We start from the raw sequence: 21,231 nt of genomic DNA on the forward strand, positions 1-21,231 counted from the left end.
TCTATCAAAAAAGCCCGGCAGCTCGTTGCCGGGCTTTCTCTTGTTTTTGACATGCGCTGTACGCAAGGGACCGCCAAAGGACCACAGATGTGCCTTCCGGCTCCTTTGCCATAGCGCAAGAATCCATTTTACTCGCTCAGCCCCAACACCCGTTTGTACACCTTGATGTACTCGTCGGCGGAACGGGCCCAGCTGAAGTCGCATTTCATGGCGTTTACCACTGCCGCCTTCCATTTATCGTGGTAGTGGTAGAGGCTCACCGCCCGCTGGACGGCGCCCAGCATATCGTGGGCGTTATAGGTCTTGAAGGTGTAACCGTTGCCGCCTTCCCCGCCCAGGTCCTTGATGGAATCCTTGAGGCCGCCGGTTTCCCGGACGATGGGGATGGTGCCGTAACGCAGGGAGATCATCTGTGCTAAGCCGCAGGGCTCGCTTTTGGAGGGCATGAGGAACATATCCGCTCCGGCGTAGATCTTCCGAGCCAACGACGGGATAAAGCCGATCTTCACGGCCACCTGCTCGGGATATCTGGCCTGCATCTCGTTAAAGAAGTTCTCGAAGATATAGTCGCCGGAACCCAGGATGACAAACTGGACGCCCAGCCTGAGCAGGTCCTCAAAGATGTATTTGACCAGGTCCAACCCCTTGTGGGCCACCAAACGGGTGACCATGCCGACGACGGGCACCTCGTCCTTATATTCGAGCCCCATGCTCTCCACCAGGTCCCGCTTGTTTACCTTTTTGTCCGCCACCGTCTTGACCGTATAGTTCTTGGCGATGTTGGGGTCGGTGGCCGGGTTGTAGACGTCTCCGTCGATGCCGTTGAGAATGCCGGCCAGTTTGTAGTTGTAACGCCTGAGCAGCTCATCCAGGCCGTGGGAGAACCAAGGATCGGTAATCTCCCAGGCATAGGTGGGACTGACGGTGGTCACCATATCACTTTGTTCAATGGCGCCCTTCATCATATTGGAGCAGCCCTCCATCTCCACCATACTGCCCGCGTATTTGGGGATGCCCATGACGTCCTCCACAATCTCCATGCCGTAGCGGCCCTGATACTGGATATTGTGGATGGTGAACACGGTGCGGATATTCTGGAATTTGGGGTTGTGCCGGAAATAGAGATTGAGGTAAACCGGAGTCAGCGCGGTCTGCCAGTCGTTGCAGTGGATGATGTCCGGCGCATAGTCGATGTAATTGAGCATTTCGGGAATGGCTTTGGCGAAGAAGGAAAACCGCTCCGCATCGTCATAGAACCCGTAGATGCCCTTGCGTTTAAAGTAGTATTCGTTATCGAGAAAATAGTAAGTCACGCCGTCGACTTCGGCCTCAAAGACGCCGCAATACTGTTGCCGCCAGGCGAGGGGGACGGTAAAGTTGGTGATGTATTTCATCTTTTCCTTGAGCTCGCTGCGGATATCCCCGTAGAGCGGCATGACGATTCTGCATTCCTGATCCCGGCCTTGGAGCGCCTTGGGCAGGCTTCCCGCCACATCGGCCAATCCTCCCGACGCCATGAACGGGAACGCTTCGCTTGCTGCAAATAATATTTTCATTGATCGCACCCCTCTCGATGTAAAAACGGCAGGGTAACCGCGCCGCATTCCGGCGCGGTTACCCTGATGGCAATTTTGTTAGACAATGCTTCCCTTGGAGATGAAGATGGGATAGGTACTAAAGCCCATCAGCATCCGGTTGTCGCTGACCGTGACATCCTTGTCGATGATCACATAGTCGAGATTGGCCTTCTCTCCCACCGTGGTGCCCTGCATGACGATGGAGTTTTTCACCTTGGCTTCTTTGCCGATGGTGACACCGCGGAAGATAATGGAATTTTCCACCTCTCCCTCAATGACGCAGCCGTCGGCCACCAGGGAGTTGGATACCCGGGCGCCCAAGCCGTACATGGTGGGCACCTCGTCCCGGACCTTGGTATAGATGGGGCGGTCCTTGGGGAAGAGGGAATCCCGCAGGTCTTCGTTTAACATATCCATGTTGGCTTCATAGAAGCTCTTCATGCAGTTGATCTTCCGCGCTTCCTCGGTGACCTCAAAGCCCTGGAACCACAATTTGCCCGCGCTTGCCTGCAAGAAGTCCTTGCGGAAGGAGTAGAGGTTGCGGCTGGAAGTATCGGTGATAATCCTTTCGAGCAGGTCCTTGGAGATGATGTACATGTTGAGATTGATGTTGCACTCCCCGGAAGTCTGGGGGTTGATGAGCACGTCGGTGACCCGGCCGGTGTCGTCAATTTCAAATACCGTGCACTCCTGCACCGCGTCGGGGACCACATAGTCCTTTTTGTAGAGGATGGTCACATCCGCGCCGGTCTCCATATGCTGGTCGATGGCCTTCTTCAAATTGATGTTGGCGATGACGTCGCAGTCGGCCAATACAAAATACTGGGCCTGGGAGTGGCGGATATAGCCCAGGATGCCGTGCAGCGCCTCCAATTTACCCCGGTAAATGCCGGAGCCCGCGTGGCCGAAGGGGGGCAGGATGCTAATACCGCCCTTTTTCCTGGCCAAATCCCACTCTCTGCCCGAACCCAGATGGTCCATCAAAGACTGGTAATTGCTCTTGGTCACCACGCCGATGTCCGAAATACCGGAATTGACCATGTTGGACAAAATGAAGTCAATGAGCCGGTATCTGCCGCCGATGGGAATGGAGCCCATGGTCCGCTTCTCTGTCAGTTCACTGAGGGCGTGGTCATGCATATTGGAAAAGATAATGCCGTGTACTTTGTTTTCCCTCATCGCTTACACCTCCAAAATGTCCCGTTCTACCATTGCTTTGGGGCCCACTTCCACCTTGTCGCCGATGGTCACACCAGCGCCGATGACCGCCACGCCCCAGGCGTCCTTGTCTTCCATCTCCTCGGGCCGCTTGCCCACATGGGCGCCCTCCCCGATGACACAGTCCTCCGCCACAATGGCGTATTCCACAACCGCGCCGGCCTTCACGACGGAACCCGGCATGATGATACTGTCTCTGACAATCGCGCCCTGCTCCACCGTCACGCCGGCAAACAGGACCGAGAAGTCCACCGTCCCTTCAATCTTGCAGCCCTCGGTCACCATGGAATCCTGGACCACAGCGCCCTTCGCCACAAAGTGGGGGGGCATGATGGGGTTCCTGGCGTAGATCTTCCAGCTCTGGTCCCTGAGTTCCAGCGGCACCTTGGGGTCGAGCAAGTCCATGTTTGCCTCCCAGAGGCTGTCGATGGTGCCCACGTCCTTCCAGTAGCCGTCAAAGGGCCATGCGAACATCCGCTGGCCGTCGGCCAACATCTTGGGCAGGATGTTCTTGCCGAAGTCCTTGGAGGAGCTGGGATCCTGCTCGTCCTCTTCCAGATATTTCTTGAGCTTCTTCCAGGAGAAGATATAGATGCCCATGGAAGCCAAGTTGCTCTTGGGCTGGGGGGGCTTCTCCTCGAATTCATAGATGCTCATGTCCTCGTTGCAGTTCATGATGCCGAAGCGGGGTGCTTCTTCCATGGGCACTTCCAGCGCCGCGATGGTGCAGTCGGCATTGTTCTTCTTGTGGTAGCTGAGCATCTTGGAGTAGTCCATCTTGTAGATGTGGTCGCCGGAGAGGATGACCACGTAATCCGGGTCATACCGCTCGATAAAGGGGATATTCTGATAGATGGCGTTGGCCGTTCCGGTGTACCAGTCGGAGCCCTTGCTCTTCTGGTAGGGCGGCAGGACATAAACGCCGCCGTTGACCCGGTCTAAGTCCCAGGGCTGGCCGTTTCCTATGTATTCGTTGAGGACCAGGGGCTGGTACTGGGTCAGGACGCCCACCGTGTCGATGCCGGAGTTGACACAGTTGGAAAGGGGAAAATCAATAATGCGGTATTTTCCGCCGTAGGGTACCGCGGGTTTGGCCAAATTCCGGGTCAGGGCATACAGCCTGCTGCCCTGTCCGCCGGCCAAAAGCATTGCGATCATTTCCTTTTTGCGAAACATATGAGTACCTCCATTCTTCCCTAACATCTATTTGTCTGTGGCTTCTTCCTGTTTTTCAGGTTCCTTTTTCTTTCTTCTTGGCGCCTGTTTGGCTTCCTTCACCGCCGGTACCGCCTTGACCTTGGAGCGTTTTCTCTTCCGCAGGCCCTTAAAATAGACGGTGGACAGCGGCGGAATGGTGATCTCCATGGAAGTTTCATAGCCGTGGAGCGGGATGTCGTCGACCTTCACAGGTTCTGTATTTTGAACCCCGGTGCCGCCGAAACGGACGTCGTCGGAGTTGAGAAGCTCTTTAAAGTGGCAGTAATCGGGGACGCCGATGCGGTAATGCTCCCGTTTGACGGGGGCGAAGTTGCACACGATAATGATCTCGTTCCCCTTTTCATCTATGCGCCTAAAGGCGATAATATTCTGGGTGTTGTCGTCGTGGGAAATCCAGGTAAATCCATCCCAGCTGTCGTCCACCTGCCACATGGGCGGGTTTTTGCGGTAGAAGAGGTTGAGTTCCTTGACAAAGTCCCGCAGCTTCTGGTGCATGGGATAGTCCAGCAGCATCCAGTCGAGACCCTTTTTATAGTCCCACTCGATGAACTGTCCGAACTCCTGGCCCATGAAGAGGAGCTTCTTTCCCGGATGGGCGTACATGTAGCCGAGGAAGGCCCTGACTCCCGCGAATTTCTGCTCGTATTCGCCGGGCATTTTGCCGATCAGGGAGCACTTGCCATGGACCACCTCGTCGTGGGAGATGGGCAGGACATAGTTTTCCGCGAAGGCATAGCAGAGGCTAAAGGTGATCTTATCGTGGTTATAGCACCGGAACAGGGGGTCCAAGGACATGTAGGAAATCATGTCGTTCATCCAGCCCATGTTCCACTTGAAGTTGAAGCCGAGCCCTCCCACGAAGGTGGGCTTGGTCACCAGCGGCCAGGCCGTGGATTCCTCGGCGATCATCATGACTTCCGGATGCTCGGAGAGGACCGCCTTGTTGAGGGTGCGCAGAAACTCCACCGCTTCCAGATTCTCCCGGCCGCCGTTTTTGTTGGGGGTCCACTCCCAGTCCTCCTTGCCGTAATCGAGGTAGAGCATGGAGGCCACGGCGTCCACCCGGATGCCGTCCACATGGTACTGCTCCACCCAGAACATGGCGTTGGAGACGAGGAAACTGACCACTTCGTTGCGGCCGAAATCGAAGATACGGGTGCCCCAATGGCTGTGTTCCCGCTTTTGGATGTCGCTGTATTCGTAGCAATAACCGCCGTCAAACTCGTACAGGCCGTGCTCGTCCTTGGGGAAGTGGGCCGGCACCCAGTCGATGATGACGCCGATCTTGTTTTTGTGCATTTTATTGATAAATTCCATCAGCCCCTTGGGCTCGCCGTAGCGGGAGGTGGGGGCAAAGTAGCCGGTGACCTGATAGCCCCAGGAGCCGTCAAAGGGGTATTCGCACACGGGAAGCAGCTCCACATGGGTGTAGCCCATTTCCTTGACATAGGGAATCAGCTCGTCGGCAAGCTCCCCGTAGCTGTATGGGTCGCCGTTCTCCTTCTGTTTCCAGGAGCCGAAGTGCACCTCGTAGATGTTGATAGGCTGCTGATAGTGGTTGGCCGATTTTTGCTCTTCGATCCACTTCTCATCCCCCCAGGGGAAACCGGAGATGTCGTAGAACTTGGAGCCGGTATAGGGTCTTGTCTCGCTGTGAAAGGCATAGGGGTCCGCTTTGAGAATCTGCCGGCCGTCCTCGGCGGTAATGCAGTATTTGTAAGTGTCAAAGCGCTCCACCCGGGGGATAAAGCCCTCCCACAATCCCGCGTCGCTGAGCTTTTTCATCGGATGCTTCTGCGGGTCCCAGTCGTTAAAGTCTCCCACCACCGATACGCTCTGCGCATGGGGCGCCCAGGTTCTGAAAACAGCGCCTTCGCTCCGGCCTCGTTTGGCTGGATGGGCGCCCAGGAACTCATAGGCTTTAAAATTCGTCCCTTGATGGAACAGATAGAGAGGCACGTTGTTTTTCTTGGAACTGTTCGCCATCGTTCTCTCCCCCTTTGTTGTTATCTTTATTCTAGCAGTATTTCCCTGTGATTTCAATTGTCCATTGTGTAAAATTTCATAATATTCTATGTGACAAAATAACAAAATTGTGGATTTCCACCAAATATTTTGAACCTCTTTCGATCACTTGCAAAGCGTCCAGAAGATTTGTATCCTGGATTGATTCATTTTTTCTTTTTCTCAGCAAAGCCTATTTATTATAGTACAAACCCACTGTCGAATTTGGCTGGATAAGATTGTTTAAACTGTATTTTTTTACCATTTCCGCAGATGATTCTCCATCTGATTCACAAGCGCTAAACAGCCTTCCCTCCGGCGGCGGGGCATTACAAGGCCAGCCCCCATCAAAAACGGCAGCCACCTTTGTGGCTGCCGTTGGGCTTCCAAACGAAGCGTAATCATCGGAGAACGGGGGAACATAAAGACATCGCCGCAAAGGCAGCTTGTTTTCCCGAAGGAAAGGGCGTCGCGCAGTTTTGGGCAATAAAAAAAGGAGCGCATACGCGCTCCTTTTTAGGAAACTCAATTATTTCGCGTCGACTTCCGCCATGTGAGCAATGAGCATCAGGACTTTATTGGAATAGCCCCACTCGTTGTCATACCAGGAAACCAGTTTGACGAAGTTCGGGTTGAGCATGATGCCGGCTTTGGCGTCGAAGATGGAGGTGCGGGGATCGGTGAGGAAGTCGGAAGAAACGACGTCTTCATCGGTGTAGCCCAGGATGCCCTTCATGCAGCCTTCGGATGCCTCTTTGACGGCAGCGCAGATCTCTTCGTATGTAGTGGATTTCTCCAGACGGACGGTCAGGTCAACAACGGAGACGTCCAGGGTCGGAACGCGGAACGCCATACCGGTCAGTTTGCCCTTGACTTCCGGGATAACCAGAGCGCAAGCTTTGGCAGCGCCGGTGGAAGAAGGAATGATGTTGCCAGCTGCCGCACGGCCGCCGCGCCAATCTTTCTTGGAAGGACCGTCAACGGTCTTCTGGGTGGCAGTGGTGGAGTGGACGGTGGTCATCAGGCCTTCGACGATGCCGAATTTATCGTTGATGACTTTGGTCAGAGGAGCCAGGCAGTTGGTGGTGCAGGATGCGTTGGAAACAACCATCATGTCCTTGGTGTATTTATCATCGTTGACGCCCATAACGAAGGTCGGGGTCTCTTTGTCCTTGGCAGGAGCGGAGATGACGACTTTCTTAGCGCCAGCTTTGATGTGAGCGGAAGCTTTTTCGGTGGTGGTGAACACGCCTGTGGACTCAACGACATACTCCGCGCCGATGGCACCCCAAGGAATCTCTTCCGGGTTCATGCAGCCGTAAACTTCGATTGCTTTGCCGTTGACAGTGAATTTACCGTCTTTGATAGCGACGCAGCCGTCGAATTTACCATGCATGGTGTCATATTTGGTCATGTAGACCATGTACTCCGGATCTACAAACGGATCGTTGATGCCGACAACTTCAAAAGTCTCGGGCTGTGCCATGGCAGCACGGAAAACCAGTCTTCCGATACGGCCGAAACCATTGATACCAATTTTAATTGCCATAGGTGAGTTCCTCCTAGTTTTTATTGTCTAATCCATATTCTATACCAATTTCCGAAAAGATACAAGCCTTTCTCCCTCAAAAGATCAGAAAAGTTCCTACAATTTTTTCACTGATGATACGCGGTTTTCCGGCACATTGTTAAAATCGCAACAACCGCCCATGTAAATATTTCCAACGCTTATTTGCTCAATTGGAGAGATACTATTTTTTATAGCTTCGCATAAAAAAATGATACGCAGGGGTATCCGTGCTTTGCACTTCTCCCCTTATGCGTGAAAAATGATGCCTGGGGCTCTTTTCCCGTAATTTGCCGGTTTTCCGAGCAATCACAAGCTCCCCAAAGTCTCTCCCGCAACCTTTCCCCGCCCTTTCCCCGCCGGGCGGAAAGCGCATAGCCACGCAGTTTGCGCCCCAAAAATAGAAGTCCATGGCCCCGGCAATCGTCCAACGGCGCCGCCCTGACCAGCCGTCATATTTTCGATCTGTTTCGCCATAATTCGACAAATATAGTTTACATCGGCTGTCTCCCAAGTATATAATAGAAGTTAGGCACAAAGGAGGTGATGCCTCTTGTATGAAAACCGCACCGGAATGACCAGTGATCTTGCACCCCAGCTGGACATGGTGACGCGCCTGTATCAAGCCTCGACCCTACCCGCGGCCGTGGTAGATGAAAACCTTGGAATTCTTTGGATCAACGATGCCGCCAACCGGCTGCATCCCTGCCTCAAGGTCCCCGGCGGCCTGCATCAATGGATTCCCAGCGGCTCGGAAGAACTGGCTCAAAAACTCCGCCAGGGCAGCCCTGTGGACTTCCCCGTTCCCGCCATCGCGGGTCCTCACACCATCCTGCATTTTCTGCCCTATCTGGAGGGCGACGACTTTCTGTTCGCTTTGTGCGTATTCAATCATCCTCCGGCCATTCAGGTCGCCAAGGAGTCCAATTTTTCCCAGTCGACTACCGAAGTGCTGATTAATACCCTCAATACGCAAATCCGCGATCCGGTCCATATTATCTTTTCCATTGTTTCCATGCTCTCCCAAAGCCCCCAGTTTCTTGAGGACCCCAAGTCGGGACAGATGCTCGGCCGTATCCGCAAAATGTGTTACAAACTCTTGCGGGCCTGCTCCAACATTACGGAACTGACCCGCTATACCAACGGACTGAGTGCCCTGAGTCTCAAACGCGCGGACCTGTCGGGCTTTGTGAGCAGCATCTGCGAAGCCTGTGCCATGCTGATCAAAACCCTGGACATCCCCTTTACGTTCCAAGTCCCCAAGCAGCCGGTCATCACCCTGATCGATCCGGAAAAGCTGTCGGTGGCGCTGCTCAATATCCTGCTCAACGCCTGCCGCTTCAGCAAGGAGTGCAATGAAATCAACTTGAACTGCACCGTGTCGGACAGCCAGGTGATTATCTCGGTCAAGGACAGCGGCTATGGCATTCCCGACAGCTATCTCTCCCGGGTCTTCGATCCCTATTTTTCCTTTGACCCAGCCGGGGAGCTCTACGCGGACGCGGGAATTGGTCTTTCCCTGGTCAAATTCATCATTACAGAACACGGCGGCACCGTCGCTCTCAATTCCGTCGAGCACGTCGGTACCACCGTCGTCTTCACCATTCCCATCCGGGACACCGGTGATTATCCTGAATATGTCCAGGCTTCCCCCCTGGAATATTTGCAGGACAAATTTTCGCCTGTCAATGTGATCTTTTCCGACCTCATTGAATTTCGAACATAAATGGAGGGACCTCCATTCATCTTCATAAATCATCTTACTCTTTCGTCCCACCAAGCGTCGTCGAATTGCGTCGAATCACCCGCATAGGTTGGATAAAAAACGGACAGCCCTTTTGGGCTGTCCGTTTTTTGTTGCATCCAATAAAAATTGAGGACTATTCCTCCCTACCCAAATCTTCCAACGCCCGGCTTTGGGCCTCGCCTCGGGAAGCCGCCCGATGGTAGCCCCGCAAGACATAGAGGGCAAAGGCCGCCGCATAGAGGGCGAAAAAAAAGATGAGCAGGTTTTCACTCGCAAAGGGCTCATAGCCTGGGTCCATACCCGCCAAGGACGCGATGGTCCGGGGGATGGTGTAGACAAACCCGGCTATGGCCGCTCCCAAGCCGTAGGCAACGCTGTCTTTGACGCCCCGTCCGCTGTAAACGTTGGTCACCACCCGGGCGTGTCCCAGGATGAACAGGGCCCCCAGCCCCAGAAACAGGATGAGGATCATCCGGTTGGAGACGGAGACGATATTCGTAAAGGTGAGGAAACGGTGCATCATCAAAAACAGGCACCACAGGGACGGGAGCATGATGAGCGCCGCCACTGCGCCGCCGATGGGCTTACTGAACAGGGTAAGCATGCCGTAAAAGACAAAGAGCAGCCCGCTGATAAAACCTGCCACTCCAGCCGCGGCGGAGAAGAGGGCGGGCATGCTGGAAAGATTCTTGAGATAGGCGCTTACATTGCCAAAGCCGCCGGACACCGTTTCCACGATAAAGAGAAAGCCAAGCACCAAGCCCAGCAGGCCGATGAGCTTGTTCCCCGCCGGCGACAGGTCCTCATTTTTCACCTTGCCGATGTGGGGCAGGATGGCAAGGACGAGCAAAGTCAGCAGAAACAGCGCCGTAAAGAGGATTCCCACGGGATTGGGACGCAAATAGAACCCGGTCTCCGCGTCGATTCTCCCCAGGCACAGATAAATCCGCAGAGGAATCAGCACCGCAAAGGAGGCCAAAAAGAGGAAAAACGAGGACTTCATTTTCAATATGATCAGCTCCGAACACAGTTATCGATCGCCCAGCGGCACATACCCTTGGGCCGAGGCGATGCTTTTATACGCCGGACGCATAATGCGGGAGGTGGTGGTCATCTCCTCGAGCCGGTGGGCGCACCAGCCCGCCATCCGGGAGACGGCGAAGAGGGGGGTAAACAGGTCCTGGGGGATACCCAAGGTCTTGTAGACGAGCCCCGAGTACAAATCCACGTTGGCGCACAGGGGCTTATCGTTGCCCCGCACCTGGGCGAAGACGCCGGGGGCCAGCTTTTCCACCCGCTCCAACAGATGGAACTCCGCCTCAAAGGGGCTGCCCTCCACCAATTTTTTCGCATTGCGTTTTAATATTATAGCACGGGGGTCGCTCTTTGTATAGACCGCGTGGCCGATGCCGTAAATGAGCCCCGATCCGTCGCCCTCCTCCCGCAGAAGAATGCGGCGCAGAAAGTCCCGGACCTCCTCCTCGTCCTCCCAGTTTTGCACGCCCGCTTTGATGTGTTCGAGCATCTCCATCACCTTCAAATTGGCGCCGCCGTGGCGGGGGCCCTTGAGGGCGCCGATGCCGCCGGCGATGGCGGAGTAGGTGTCGGTGCCCGAGGAGGTGAGAACCCGGGTGGTAAAGGTGGAGTTATTGCCGCCGCCGTGCTCGGCGTGGAGCATCAGGCACAAATCGAGGAGTTTTGCCTCCTCATCGGTATAGTGCTTATCCGAGCGCAGGGTGAAGAGGATGCTCTCGGCAACGCTCTGCTCCTGCTTGGGGATGTGGAAATACATGCTCTTGTGGTCGTAGCTGCGGCGCTTGACCTGATAGGCCGCCACCATGATACTGGGCAGCCGGGCGATAAGCTGCACCGACTGGCGCAGGACATTTTCCAAGGAATTATCCTCGGGGTTATCGTCATATGAATAGAGTGCAAGGACACTTCTGGCCAACTTGTTCATCACGTTGGGAGAGGGGGCCTTGATAATCATATCCTCCACAAAATCATCCGGCAGCTCCCGGTATTGGGCGATGATTTGGGTAAAGCTGTGAAGTTCCTGTGCCGTGGGCAGGCACCCGAAGAGGAGCAGGTAAACCGTTTCCTCAAAGCCGAACCGGTTTTCCCGGACACAGCCGCCGATCAAATCCGTCACGCTGATGCCCCGGTAGGTCAACTCTCCGTCGATGGGGGCTTTTTCTCCCTCGTCGAGGACATAGCCGTGGACGTTGCAGATCTGGGTGATGCCCGCCACCACACCGGTGCCGTCGGCATTGCGCAGTCCCCGCTTGACTTTAAACCGCTCAAAATTTTCCGGGTCAATGTGATTGTTCATCCGGTATTCTTTACACAGCTGTTCCATGCTCTGATTCCAAAGGGCATTTTCCTTCTGTTTTTTCTCCATCTGCACCCACTCCTTCTCGATACTGACCCCTGTTCTCTTCTTCCAGCCTTCTCATCGGGACGGCCGGCGGGCCTCCAGTCGGCTTTTATTTCTATATTGTATCTTCCCCCTATGGGAAAGTCAATATTTTTCCAGTGAGGAGAAGCAGAATATGCATAATTCTACATGTTTTCATTCATTTTATCTCCAGGAATTGGGCATATTTTGGAAACAAACCGGCTGTTCGCTGAAAAATATGAAAGTTTGTCATCCGTTCCCTTTCAAGAATTGGAATGACACAACAGGAAAGGCAAGGTTTTGTCGATGTGGAAATGGAACGTATGCTTTCTCTGCCTGATCGGGGTATTGCTCTTTACCGTCCCCCTGCTCTCCCTAGGTGGCCTCCCCTCTTCCCCGGCGCCGCCGGCATCATCGGGACAAAGCGCCCCTCAGGGCGGCAAGCCTCAACCCATCTCGCCGGTGGATACCCCGGCGCAGACGCCGGTACAGACGCCGGCCTCCACCGACGGGGCACTCAAGAGCGACGGGTATTTTCAGATTCTGGACGAGACCACCGGCAAGGTGGCAAAGGTCAAAGAGCGGGACTACGTCATCGGGGCCGTCTGTGCTGAGATGCCCCCCACCTTCCACGCCGAGGCCCTCAAGGCCCAGGCCGTGGCCTCCCACACCTATGCCCTGCGCTTGCGGGAGCAGCAGAAGCAATCCCCTACCGACTCTCTCAAAGGGGCGGATTTTTCCGCCGATCCCTCCCATTGGTTGGGCTATGTAACCCGTGACCAGGCCAAGGAACGCTTTGGGGAAAACTTCGACCTGTATTACGGCAAAATTGAAAAGGCGGTGGACGAGGTCCTCCACATGGGGCTTTCCTATAATAATTCCCCCATTGTGGCCGCCTATCACGCCATCTCCCCCGGCGCCACCGAAAACAGCGAGAATATTTGGAGCTCTTCCTGCGACTATCTGCGGAGCGTGGACAGCAGTGGAGATGAAATCGCGCCGGGCTATGAGAGCACCGTCACCCTGTCAAAGGCAGAGGTTCAGAAAATCCTGACCACGGCCTACCCCTCCATCGCCCTGGATCCCAGCGAAAAGAAGTGGATTCAAATTCTCTCCCAGTCCGACAGCGGTACCGTGCTCACCGCCTCGGTGGGTGACCAGACTCTGACCGGCACCCAGATCCGCAGCCTTTTCAGCCTGCGTTCCCCTCATTTTACCGTTTCCTACCAGGACGGCAGCTTCACCTTTTTTGTCAAGGGCTACGGCCACGGCGTGGGGCTCAGTCAATATGGCGCCGACTATATGGCCCGACAGGGCAGCGATTACACCGAAATTCTCACCCACTATTACACTGGCGTCAGTCTTGTCAATATCGACTTTTGAGTTTCTCCCATATAAAAAGCGCGCACCGCTTTTAGCGGCGCGCGCTTTTTATATGGGATATTATCGATTGAGGATGGGGACCTGGATTTCCGTCAGCCAGTCCTCCTCCTTTTCCTTGTTCCAAATGCCGTCGATATAGCTTTCCCGCGGCGCCCCACCCACCGCGTAGCCGTTTTCCTCCATCCACTGGAACGCGAAAGCATACGCCTGGGGAATCCGATCATAGGGACCCTTACACATTACCGACACCACGGTGATCGGTTCCATTTCTTTAAAGTGGATGTCGTCAAAATCGGGCTTCATCTGATCTACGCTCTCGCAGAATTCCAGATGGATGTCCGTCTCCCGGTATTCCTTATCCAATTCCACGATGAAGCAGTACTCGGGGACCGTGCATTTGAGATCGGGATACTTTTCCTGCACTTTGGCGCCGATGGCGGGAATCAGCTCAAAGTTCGACCGGAAGTTGGGCACGGTCAGTTTTTTGGAATAGACAATACAGCCGGGCAGATCTTTGATGGTGGCAGTGTAGTTCATCAGTAATTCCTCCTGTTTTTCCTGTAATAGGAAGGTCAGGCGGGAGAGTTGATCGGAAACTTCCCGGAGCTCCGCTTCCATCTCCGCCTTGCGCCGCTCCAAAATGAACCGCGGCTGTTCGCCGCTTAGCACCATCCTGACTTCGTCGATGGAGAGTCCGCACTGCCGCAAAGATTGGATCTTATGCAGCTGCATCAGTTGGTTGGTGGTATAAAAGCGGTACCCGGTCATCGGGTCGATGGACTGAGGCTTAAGCAGTCCCGCCTCGTCGTAGTAGCGCAGGGTTTTGATGGTCGTTTTGCCCATCTTGGAAAATTCTCCGATTCTGAACATCGTCCTCACTCCTTCCTGTGTTTCCACTTTACAGCCTCCCCCAGCAGGAGAGTCAACCCCTATTTTGCCGCTTGTATAAAATTTTTTACGCCGCAGCACGAACCGGGATTTTTTGTCATCGTTTCCCGCCGCCAAAGCGGCACGGAGGACACACCCGGCAGATCATGCGCCGCTTGGTCTTTCAATTATCATACAGGAAGCCCACCCCGCTTTGCAAGGGGCCGCCTGCCGCCACCTGCCGGTGGAGGATGCCGCGTCCCGACGCATGTATGAAGTAGGCGCGCACCACGCGCCGGTGGTGCGGTGCAGGACCGGGCCGCCTGATGCCACCTGCCGGTGGAGGATGCCGCGTCCCGGCATGTATGGAGTAGGCGCGCACCCCCCATGGTAAAAGGCAAGGGAAACCATAGGCATATGATTCCCCGATACCGGTAATTTTTACTCCAAAAGCCTTGACAATTCTGTCAATCGGGCATAATATAATATTGTCATATGAACACATGCTCATATATTAGTTTTAAATAAAGAGAGGCGAGCGAACATGACAGAATCTGAGCTCCATGCGGCCGGCGGCGAACTGTGCAGCGAACACCATCACCACGCCGACGCCATTGAGTCACTCCAGCAAAAGCTCCCGGACGAAGATGCCCTGATGGATTTGGCGGACACCTTCCGTGTTTTTGGCGATACGACCCGCGTCAAAATTATATCCGCCCTGCTCACCGGCCCCTTATGCGTCTGCGATATCACCGACGCCCTGGGCGTGAGCCAGTCGGCGGTTTCCCATCAGCTGAGAATCCTGAGGTCCCACCGCCTGGTCAAATACCGCCGGGAGGGAAGGCTCGTTTACTACACCCTGGACGACGAGCACATCTCCAGCATTATCCGGGCCGGACTGGACCACGTATTAGAAAGAAGGGGCGAACATCATGAAAACGAATAAAAAAGTCCTGACAGACGCTGCAGCGGAATGCTCCTGCACCGCACTGCAGGCTTCCTCCCACAGCCGGGAGCACCAACATATACACGAACACGATCACAGTGGTGAGCACGGCCACGTACACGACGCCGGCTGCGAACTGGATGAAGAGCTCTGCCACATCGGCGGCTGTCCCTGCTGCGGCGGACACGAGGAAGAACACGACCACGGCCACGAACACGAACATTCCGCAGGCAAGTGGGATGTGGCGGTGGTCATCCTCTCCACCCTGCTGCTGGGCGGCTACTTTTTGATCCCCATCCCCTGGCTGCAAGCGGCGGCGGCCCTCTGCTCCATCTTAGTGGCGGGCGCTCCCATCATTTGGGACGGACTCAAAGGGGTCATGAAGCTGCGGCCTGACGAAAACTTTTTAATGACCGTGGCGGTGGCCGCCGCCTTTCTCATCGGAGAGTATCCGGAAGCCATGCTGGTGACCATCCTCTTCCGTCTGGGCAACGTCCTGGAAGGGGTGGCGGTGGGCCGCTCCAAACGGCAGATCGAGGCCATCACCGCCATTCGTCCGGAGTACGCCAACCTCCTCGATGAAAGCGGCGCGGCCCGAGAAGTCAAGGCCAGGGAAGTGCCGGTGGGCAGCCTCATCCTCATCAAGGCCGGCGAAAAGGTGCCGCTGGACTGTGTGGTGCTAGAAGGCGCCTCCGACGTGGACACCGCCGCCCTCACCGGCGAAAGCGTCCCCCGTCCCGCCCAGCCGGAAACCAAACTGATGTCCGGCATGATCAACTTAAACGGCTCCCTCAAGTGCCGGACCCTGAGCACCTTTGAGGACTCCGCCGCCTCCACCATCATCAAGCTGGTCCGGGAATCGGCGGCGCAAAAGGGCACCACCGAGAAATTCATCTCCCGCTTTGCCACCATTTACACCCCTGTGGTGGTGCTCCTGGCCGTGCTCATCGCCCTGGTGCCTCCCCTGTTGAATCTAGGCACCTTCACCACCTGGCTCATGCGGGCCCTTGTCTTCCTGGTGGCCTCCTGTCCCTGCGCCATGGTCATCTCCATCCCCCTGTCCTTCTTCTCCGGCATCGGCGCGGCCTCCAAGCAGGGGGTGCTCATCAAGGGCTCCCGCTTTGTGGAGAGCCTCTCCAAGCTCAAATGCGTGGTCTTTGACAAAACCGGCACTCTCACCACCGGTAGCCTGATGGTGGACCAGGTGACCCCCTTCGGTGTTAGCGAAGAAGAGGTCATGCGCCTGGCCGCCCTGTGTGAAAGCTACTCCGACCACCCGGTGGCCCGAGCCGTCTGCGCTTACGCTCCCGGTATGACCGGCGCTGTGGAAGCCACGGAGGAGATGCCAGGTAAGGGCATCCGCGTCATCCTAGAGGGCAGTGAAGTCCTGTGCGGCAGCAAGAAGCTGATGGACGACTTCGGCGTGGACACGGCAAAAGCGCCGGAAGCCAATGTCTATGTGGCCCGGGACGGCGTACTGCTGGGCGCCATTATCCTGTCCGACCAGCTGCGGCCCGACGCGGCGGCGACTATCTCCGCCCTCAAAGCCGCCGGTGTGGAAAAGGTGGCGCTCCTTACCGGGGACGGCAGAAACGCCGCCCTCAAAGCCAAGGCGGCCGCCGGACTCGACGAAGCCTTCTATGAGCTGCTGCCCGGCGACAAAGTGTCCCATCTGGCAGAGCTTGCGCGCCAGTACGGCGCCACCGCCTTCGTGGGCGACGGCATCAATGACGCACCGGTGCTGGCCCGGGCCGACGTGGGCGTGGCCATGGGCCTTGGCAGCGACGCGGCCATCTCCGCCGCCGACGTGGTGCTGGTGTCCGACCGGCTGGGCGCGCTGGAAAGCGCTGTGCGCCTCTCAAAGCGCACCATGTCCATCGCCACTTTCAACATGATCTTCGCCATTGCCGTCAAGGCGCTGGTTCTCATCCTCGGCGCACTGGGATACGCCGCCATGTGGATGGCTGTCTTTGCCGATGTGGGAGTCACGGTCCTGTGCGTCCTCAATGCCGCCAGAATTTTAGGCGCAAAATCCTGATTCTTTGGGCAACAAAACCAAATAAAGGTTGACTTGTGACGCAAATTATGCTATTATAATTTGCGTCACATTGCTATGGAGAGGTGTCCGAGCGGTTTAAGGAGCTGGTCTTGAAAACCAGTGACTCGCAAGAGCCGTGGGTTCGAATCCCACCCTCTCCGCCAACGAACGCCCTCACAATTTTATAGATCATCATTGTTACCATGGAGAAGTACTCAAGTTGGTGACGAGGCGCCCCTGCTAAGGGCGTAGGCCGGGTAACTGGCGCGAGGGTTCGAGTCCCTCCTTCTCCGCCAAAAAAGGCTCCGTAGAAAAGCATCTACGGAGCCTTTTTTCATGAAGTTTTTTATTAGCCATGTGGTTTAACGGCTTTTATCCCCTCATATTATGGTGGAATAAAATGGTGTGAAAAAGCATAAAAATCCGTACCATGTTACACAGAAAATGCATCATAAATTCAGTCTTTAAGTTGTCGCCTACATCGGGTAATTCTCAAGCTCCGGCGGCGTCTCTTTGAGGATGGTTAGGCCGCACCCGTGTCCTCTATCCAGGCCGGTATCTTCTCCTCCGGCAGCACCACCGGCATCCGGTGATGGATGTCCCGTACCGAGGCGTTTGCCTCCGTCGAAGCAAGAATCAAAAATCGGGTTCTATCGAAAACGATAATAAAACAAGAAGTAAGATGAGGAGGAATAAAAATGCTAAAAGAATATTCAATATGAGAGCAATGTCTCTTAATTTCTTTGTAGCTTTTTCTTCTTCCCTCATTTTAATCGCAAGTATGAAAGAGGCTATGTACATTAGGATTGTTCCAATGATCCACGGCCCAGCCATATAAAACGGAATCATTGTTGGACTCAATACACAAAAGAGCAGAATGCTTGCATAGCATGATAGTGATAATATCAAACATTCAGGCCATTTTCTTTTTTCGCTACCCTTTATCCTGGATTTTTCCTTTAAATTAACTGTTCTTTTTATGTACTTTTTCATAAAGCTCTACACCTTGTATAATCCTATATTGATCTCTCGGGTCGTTTTTGTTTGTCATATCAACTGGGAGTTCAGGAAAGTCTCTTACCAGCCCCTCTGCTACAGAAGTCTGATATTTTTTGTCGTTATAGATGGTGTTATAATAGGATGATAGTATAGTGAGCTCTAATTGTTCTTTAAAATCATTATAACTTTCATCAAACAATTTATCAATCTCTTCATTAATTTCATCCATAGGTAGTTGTTCATGGGTAACTTTCCATTCCTTATTCGATACAGCATCCTCTTGATTTTTACTATTTATACCATATTGTATAATTCGATATGACTCTCGCCACCTTCTTTTCAGTTGACAATGGTACCATCTCATCCAAATTAGCTCGCGAGGGACAATGAATTTCCTCTGTTCCCACGAATTTGATGGATTACCCGTTTGATTATCTTCTAGAATATGTAAACGTACATGCAAAAACCTCCCATATTAAATCTGATAATCACGTCCAACTTAATTAAGTTGCTATAAAATGTACCATTATTCTATAAAATATATTTGTAATGAGTACATCAAAAACATAAAAAAAGCCCCGCTCCCACCTCAACTGAGGCAAGGAACGGGGCCTTTTTGTCTCCCCTAATTCTTACAGGCAATTTCAGGGTATCGAAATCCTACCGAAAGATCATGGTGGCCGCCAGAAGTCCCAGCACCGCCCACTGCAACAGGAGATTCACGACGCTCTCCCACCGCTTTCCCGGCTTGTCCTTGAGTTCCTTGACGTCACTTTTTACCTCATTGAGAACACTCAGGATGTTCTGGAAGTCCTTCTGAATCCCCTTGGCTTCCACCTTCATCTCCTCAAACCTGGAGAAAAACTCCTTGTGCGTCTTTTGATTGCGCTCGCTGTCGCCTTCCAGCGCCTTGATCCGGTCCTCGTTGGGGCATGTTTCACAACTCATCGTTCCACCCCCTACAAATACCTTTCCAAGACGCCGCCAAGCTCCTTTTTGAGCCTTTCGTACTTCTCTGCCAGCTTGTCGTATTCCTTCGAGAGTATCTCGTACTTCTCATCCACGGTCGGACCTACAATGGGCGGCTCTTCCTCTGCCTTCCACCCATTGAGCCCCGCTCCCTTGATAATGCCCGAATAATCCTGGTAGGCAATATCCATGTCCACCCTCGTCCCAATGCCGCTCACACTTCCGCTGGACGTGTACTGCCACATCCCAAAATGTCCCGTGTAACTGGGTTTACTCGACCACTGGGCCAGCCATATGTCGTAAGAGGATAACTGGCTCATATCCAAGCGGTTCCGGATCCAGTCTAAGTTCGTGTAGAGCATGGCGTAATACCCCGCCTCCTGCACCGTGGAAAGGAATGCTTTGGCTATGGCCGTCAGGTTTGCCTTCCCCAGCTTCTGCTGACTGGGATCCTCCAGGTCGAAGACAACGGGGTAGGTAGGTTTGAGGCCCGCAATGACCCGCAGGAAGAACTTCGCTTCCTTCACCGCCTCTTCGGGGGTGGTGGCATAGCTGTAATGGTAGAGGCCAAAGGGCACTCCCGCCGCTTGTGCACCTGCCACGTTCTGCTTAAAGTACCGGTCAATCTGCTTGTCGTTGTCCCAACCGAAGCAGGCCCGGATGATGGCAAATCCGATGCCCGAAGCTTTGACCTTCTTCCAGTCGATGACTCCCTGGGCGTAGCTGACGTCGATGCCTTTGACTTCCATGCTACTTCCCCTCCTTGGGGTAGGGCTTCTCGTAGGTCAGGGCCCGGGTGCTGTCCTGCAGCCCCGCAGTGGTGGGGTCGTTGACGGCATTTACGACGCTCACCAGCACAGCCACCACCACGACGGGATTGCTGACGGCACGGACAAGCACCTCTCCGATGGCCGCCCAGGTGGTCATGTCCTGCCACTGAAGGCCGAAATAGGCCAGGATGGGCAGCAGGACGGCAGCTGCAATCTGCGCCCAGAACACCGGATTCTTTGCCCGCACCTTCCAGTTTACTTTCATAGGCAACTTCCTTTCTTCTCTTCCGATTTTGATGGTCTCACCGCCTTCAGCTCCTGTATCATAATCATCAATACGCCCGCATGGCCGCTGCCACAGGGACGCCCTATCAAATACTGCGTACTTCCCGCATCGGATTCTGCCTTGGCGAAAATGAGATGACGCCATCTTTTAATTATGGGGATCTATCAATCGGCCAAATTTCCACCGGTGTTGCCTTGTCCGATGAAACCTGGGGCGGCTTTTCCCCGGACTCTCTCGCTATTTTTGCCCCGCTTTGATCCGTCTGTTCCCCATCCTCCTCCCACCCCACGAAGCACCCCACGAAGGCTTTCTCCGCCCTTCCTCCCCGGATGCCGGCGGCATTCCAGCAAAAAGGCCCCTCGTAGGAGGGGCCTTTTTTTATTCGTTCAGTTAAATGAAAGGGGTATTAGAAATGCGGTGGACATTGATGGAGTCGATGACAGCATTTCCTCTGCTTTCGAGCAGGAAGGTGACGATATTAGCGATGTCCACCGGCTTGATCAGGTAGGTGGGGTCCAAATCAGGCCGGACCTGGGCCACCATCTCGGTGTAAACGCCGCCCGGTGAGATCAGATGCACCCGGATGTCGTCCTTTTGCACCTCCTGGGCCAGCACCTTAGTAAACCCGGTCAGGGCGTGCTTGGAAGCGCCGTAAATGCTCTGGTTGATGTAACCCTTGTGGCCCACCACCGACGCGATGTTGATGATGGTGCCGCAGTCGGACGCCTTCATGTGAGGGATGGCGTATTTGCACAGCAGGAAGGGGGCTCTCGCGTTGGTGTCCATGATGTCGTCAAACTCCTGGGCCGTGCATTCCACAATGGGCTTTGCCATGGATACACCGGCGTTATTGATGAGCACGTCGATGCGCCCAAAGGTCTTCATGGTTTCGTCCACCACCCGGATGAGGTAGTCTTCCTCCTTGAGGTCCCCGGCACAAATCAGGGTCTTGACCCCGTATTCGCTCACCATCTGTACGGTTTCCTCCATTTTGGCCACGGTGCGTCCGCACAGGACCAGATGCATGCCCTGCTGGGCCAAAGCGACGGCGATGGCCCGGCCGATACCGGCGCCTCCGCCGGTGACGATGGCGACTCTGTCCTTATAGGATTGTTTCATATGAATCCTCCTCGCTGATTCAGTTGCGGCGCCCGCGCACAAGGGCGGCCGGACGCCATCATACATCAAATCCCCTTTGGGGGCATTTTTTATGGCTTCATGAAAACAATGCGCTTGAAGTTCGC

General features: G+C 54.5%; 19 protein-coding genes and 2 tRNA genes. 6 read left to right on the forward strand and 15 right to left on the reverse strand.

Annotated elements, in window-relative coordinates; genetic code table 11:
• Positions 1–128 precede the first annotated feature (128 nt).
• From glgA to gap, 5 genes are all read right to left on the reverse strand, one after another.
• On the reverse strand, positions 129–1,556 hold the full coding sequence (gene glgA, locus H8709_RS09415; protein WP_262398126.1) for a glycogen synthase GlgA: 1,428 nt from the start codon (positions 1,554–1,556) through the stop codon (positions 129–131).
• A 78-nt stretch (positions 1,557–1,634) separates the two neighbouring features.
• Positions 1,635–2,756, reverse strand: a complete 1,122-nt coding sequence (glgD, locus tag H8709_RS09420; RefSeq protein ID WP_262398127.1) for a glucose-1-phosphate adenylyltransferase subunit GlgD — start codon at positions 2,754–2,756, stop codon at positions 1,635–1,637.
• Between the two features lie 3 nt (positions 2,757–2,759).
• Positions 2,760–3,971: a glucose-1-phosphate adenylyltransferase gene (locus H8709_RS09425; protein WP_262398128.1), complete on the reverse strand. Its 1,212-nt coding sequence runs from the start codon at positions 3,969–3,971 to the stop codon at positions 2,760–2,762.
• A gap of 27 nt (positions 3,972–3,998) precedes the next feature.
• The gene (glgB, locus tag H8709_RS09430; protein ID WP_262398129.1) at positions 3,999–5,999 is read right to left on the reverse strand and encodes a 1,4-alpha-glucan branching protein GlgB; all 2,001 of its coding nucleotides are present in this window, start codon (positions 5,997–5,999) and stop codon (positions 3,999–4,001) included.
• A 547-nt stretch (positions 6,000–6,546) separates the two neighbouring features.
• Complete coding sequence (gap, locus tag H8709_RS09435; RefSeq protein WP_262398130.1) at positions 6,547–7,566, reverse strand: type I glyceraldehyde-3-phosphate dehydrogenase; 1,020 nt, start codon at positions 7,564–7,566, stop codon at positions 6,547–6,549.
• A gap of 592 nt (positions 7,567–8,158) precedes the next feature.
• Here gap and H8709_RS09440 point away from each other — a divergent pair.
• Positions 8,159–9,310, forward strand: a complete 1,152-nt coding sequence (locus tag H8709_RS09440) for a sensor histidine kinase (protein ID WP_262398131.1) — start codon at positions 8,159–8,161, stop codon at positions 9,308–9,310.
• Between the two features lie 154 nt (positions 9,311–9,464).
• Here H8709_RS09440 and H8709_RS09445 read toward each other — a convergent pair whose 3' ends face one another.
• Both H8709_RS09445 and H8709_RS09450 read right to left on the reverse strand, forming a co-directional pair.
• Positions 9,465–10,340 (reverse strand): hypothetical protein, encoded by an 876-nt coding sequence (locus H8709_RS09445; protein ID WP_262398132.1) that lies wholly within the window; start codon positions 10,338–10,340, stop codon positions 9,465–9,467.
• Between the two features lie 21 nt (positions 10,341–10,361).
• Positions 10,362–11,732, reverse strand: a complete 1,371-nt coding sequence (locus H8709_RS09450; RefSeq protein ID WP_262398133.1) for a citrate/2-methylcitrate synthase — start codon at positions 11,730–11,732, stop codon at positions 10,362–10,364.
• A gap of 303 nt (positions 11,733–12,035) precedes the next feature.
• On the opposite strand from H8709_RS09450, the gene spoIID reads away from it, so the two are divergent.
• Positions 12,036–13,112, forward strand: a complete 1,077-nt coding sequence (spoIID, locus tag H8709_RS09455; protein ID WP_262398134.1) for a stage II sporulation protein D — start codon at positions 12,036–12,038, stop codon at positions 13,110–13,112.
• Positions 13,113–13,172: 60 nt separating this feature from the next.
• Here spoIID and H8709_RS09460 read toward each other — a convergent pair whose 3' ends face one another.
• Complete coding sequence (locus H8709_RS09460; protein ID WP_262398135.1) at positions 13,173–13,982, reverse strand: MerR family transcriptional regulator; 810 nt, start codon at positions 13,980–13,982, stop codon at positions 13,173–13,175.
• 541 nt (positions 13,983–14,523) lie between these two features.
• On the opposite strand from H8709_RS09460, the gene H8709_RS09465 reads away from it, so the two are divergent.
• The 4 genes from H8709_RS09465 (at position 14,524) to H8709_RS09480 (ending at position 17,259) form a co-directional block, all read left to right on the forward strand.
• Complete coding sequence (locus tag H8709_RS09465) at positions 14,524–14,925, forward strand: ArsR/SmtB family transcription factor (protein WP_262398136.1); 402 nt, start codon at positions 14,524–14,526, stop codon at positions 14,923–14,925.
• Positions 14,912–16,963 carry a heavy metal translocating P-type ATPase gene (locus H8709_RS09470; RefSeq protein ID WP_262398137.1) on the forward strand — a complete coding sequence of 684 codons (2,052 nt, stop codon included), beginning with the start codon at positions 14,912–14,914 and terminating at the stop codon, positions 16,961–16,963. Before H8709_RS09465 ends, H8709_RS09470 begins: the two co-directional genes overlap by 14 nt.
• 77 nt (positions 16,964–17,040) lie before the next feature.
• A tRNA-Ser gene (locus H8709_RS09475) sits at positions 17,041–17,127 on the forward strand.
• Between the two features lie 41 nt (positions 17,128–17,168).
• Positions 17,169–17,259: transfer RNA gene (locus tag H8709_RS09480), tRNA-Ser, on the forward strand.
• A gap of 227 nt (positions 17,260–17,486) precedes the next feature.
• Here H8709_RS09480 and H8709_RS09485 read toward each other — a convergent pair.
• The 7 genes from H8709_RS09485 to H8709_RS09515 form a co-directional block, all read right to left on the reverse strand.
• The gene (locus H8709_RS09485; RefSeq protein ID WP_262398138.1) at positions 17,487–17,603 is read right to left on the reverse strand and encodes an SOS response-associated peptidase; all 117 of its coding nucleotides are present in this window, start codon (positions 17,601–17,603) and stop codon (positions 17,487–17,489) included.
• Complete coding sequence (locus tag H8709_RS09490) at positions 17,600–17,956, reverse strand: hypothetical protein (RefSeq protein WP_262398139.1); 357 nt, start codon at positions 17,954–17,956, stop codon at positions 17,600–17,602. Before H8709_RS09490 ends, H8709_RS09485 begins: the two co-directional genes overlap by 4 nt.
• The gene (locus H8709_RS09495; protein ID WP_262398140.1) at positions 17,928–18,191 is read right to left on the reverse strand and encodes a hypothetical protein; all 264 of its coding nucleotides are present in this window, start codon (positions 18,189–18,191) and stop codon (positions 17,928–17,930) included. The genes H8709_RS09490 and H8709_RS09495 overlap by 29 nt, the downstream gene beginning before the upstream one ends.
• Positions 18,192–18,622: 431 nt before the next feature.
• Positions 18,623–18,910 carry a hypothetical protein gene (locus H8709_RS09500; protein ID WP_262398141.1) on the reverse strand — a complete coding sequence of 96 codons (288 nt, stop codon included), beginning with the start codon at positions 18,908–18,910 and terminating at the stop codon, positions 18,623–18,625.
• An 11-nt stretch (positions 18,911–18,921) separates the two neighbouring features.
• Entirely contained in the window at positions 18,922–19,680 is a 759-nt protein-coding gene (locus tag H8709_RS09505) for a glycoside hydrolase family 25 protein (RefSeq protein ID WP_262398142.1), read from the reverse strand.
• A 1-nt stretch (position 19,681) separates the two neighbouring features.
• Positions 19,682–19,966, reverse strand: a complete 285-nt coding sequence (locus H8709_RS09510; protein WP_262398143.1) for a phage holin — start codon at positions 19,964–19,966, stop codon at positions 19,682–19,684.
• A gap of 411 nt (positions 19,967–20,377) precedes the next feature.
• On the reverse strand, positions 20,378–21,106 hold the full coding sequence (locus H8709_RS09515) for an SDR family NAD(P)-dependent oxidoreductase (protein WP_262398144.1): 729 nt from the start codon (positions 21,104–21,106) through the stop codon (positions 20,378–20,380).
• Positions 21,107–21,231: the final 125 nt, after the last annotated feature.

The organism is Zongyangia hominis (assembly GCF_014385095.1).
GTDB lineage: Bacteria > Bacillota > Clostridia > Oscillospirales > Ruminococcaceae > Zongyangia > Zongyangia hominis.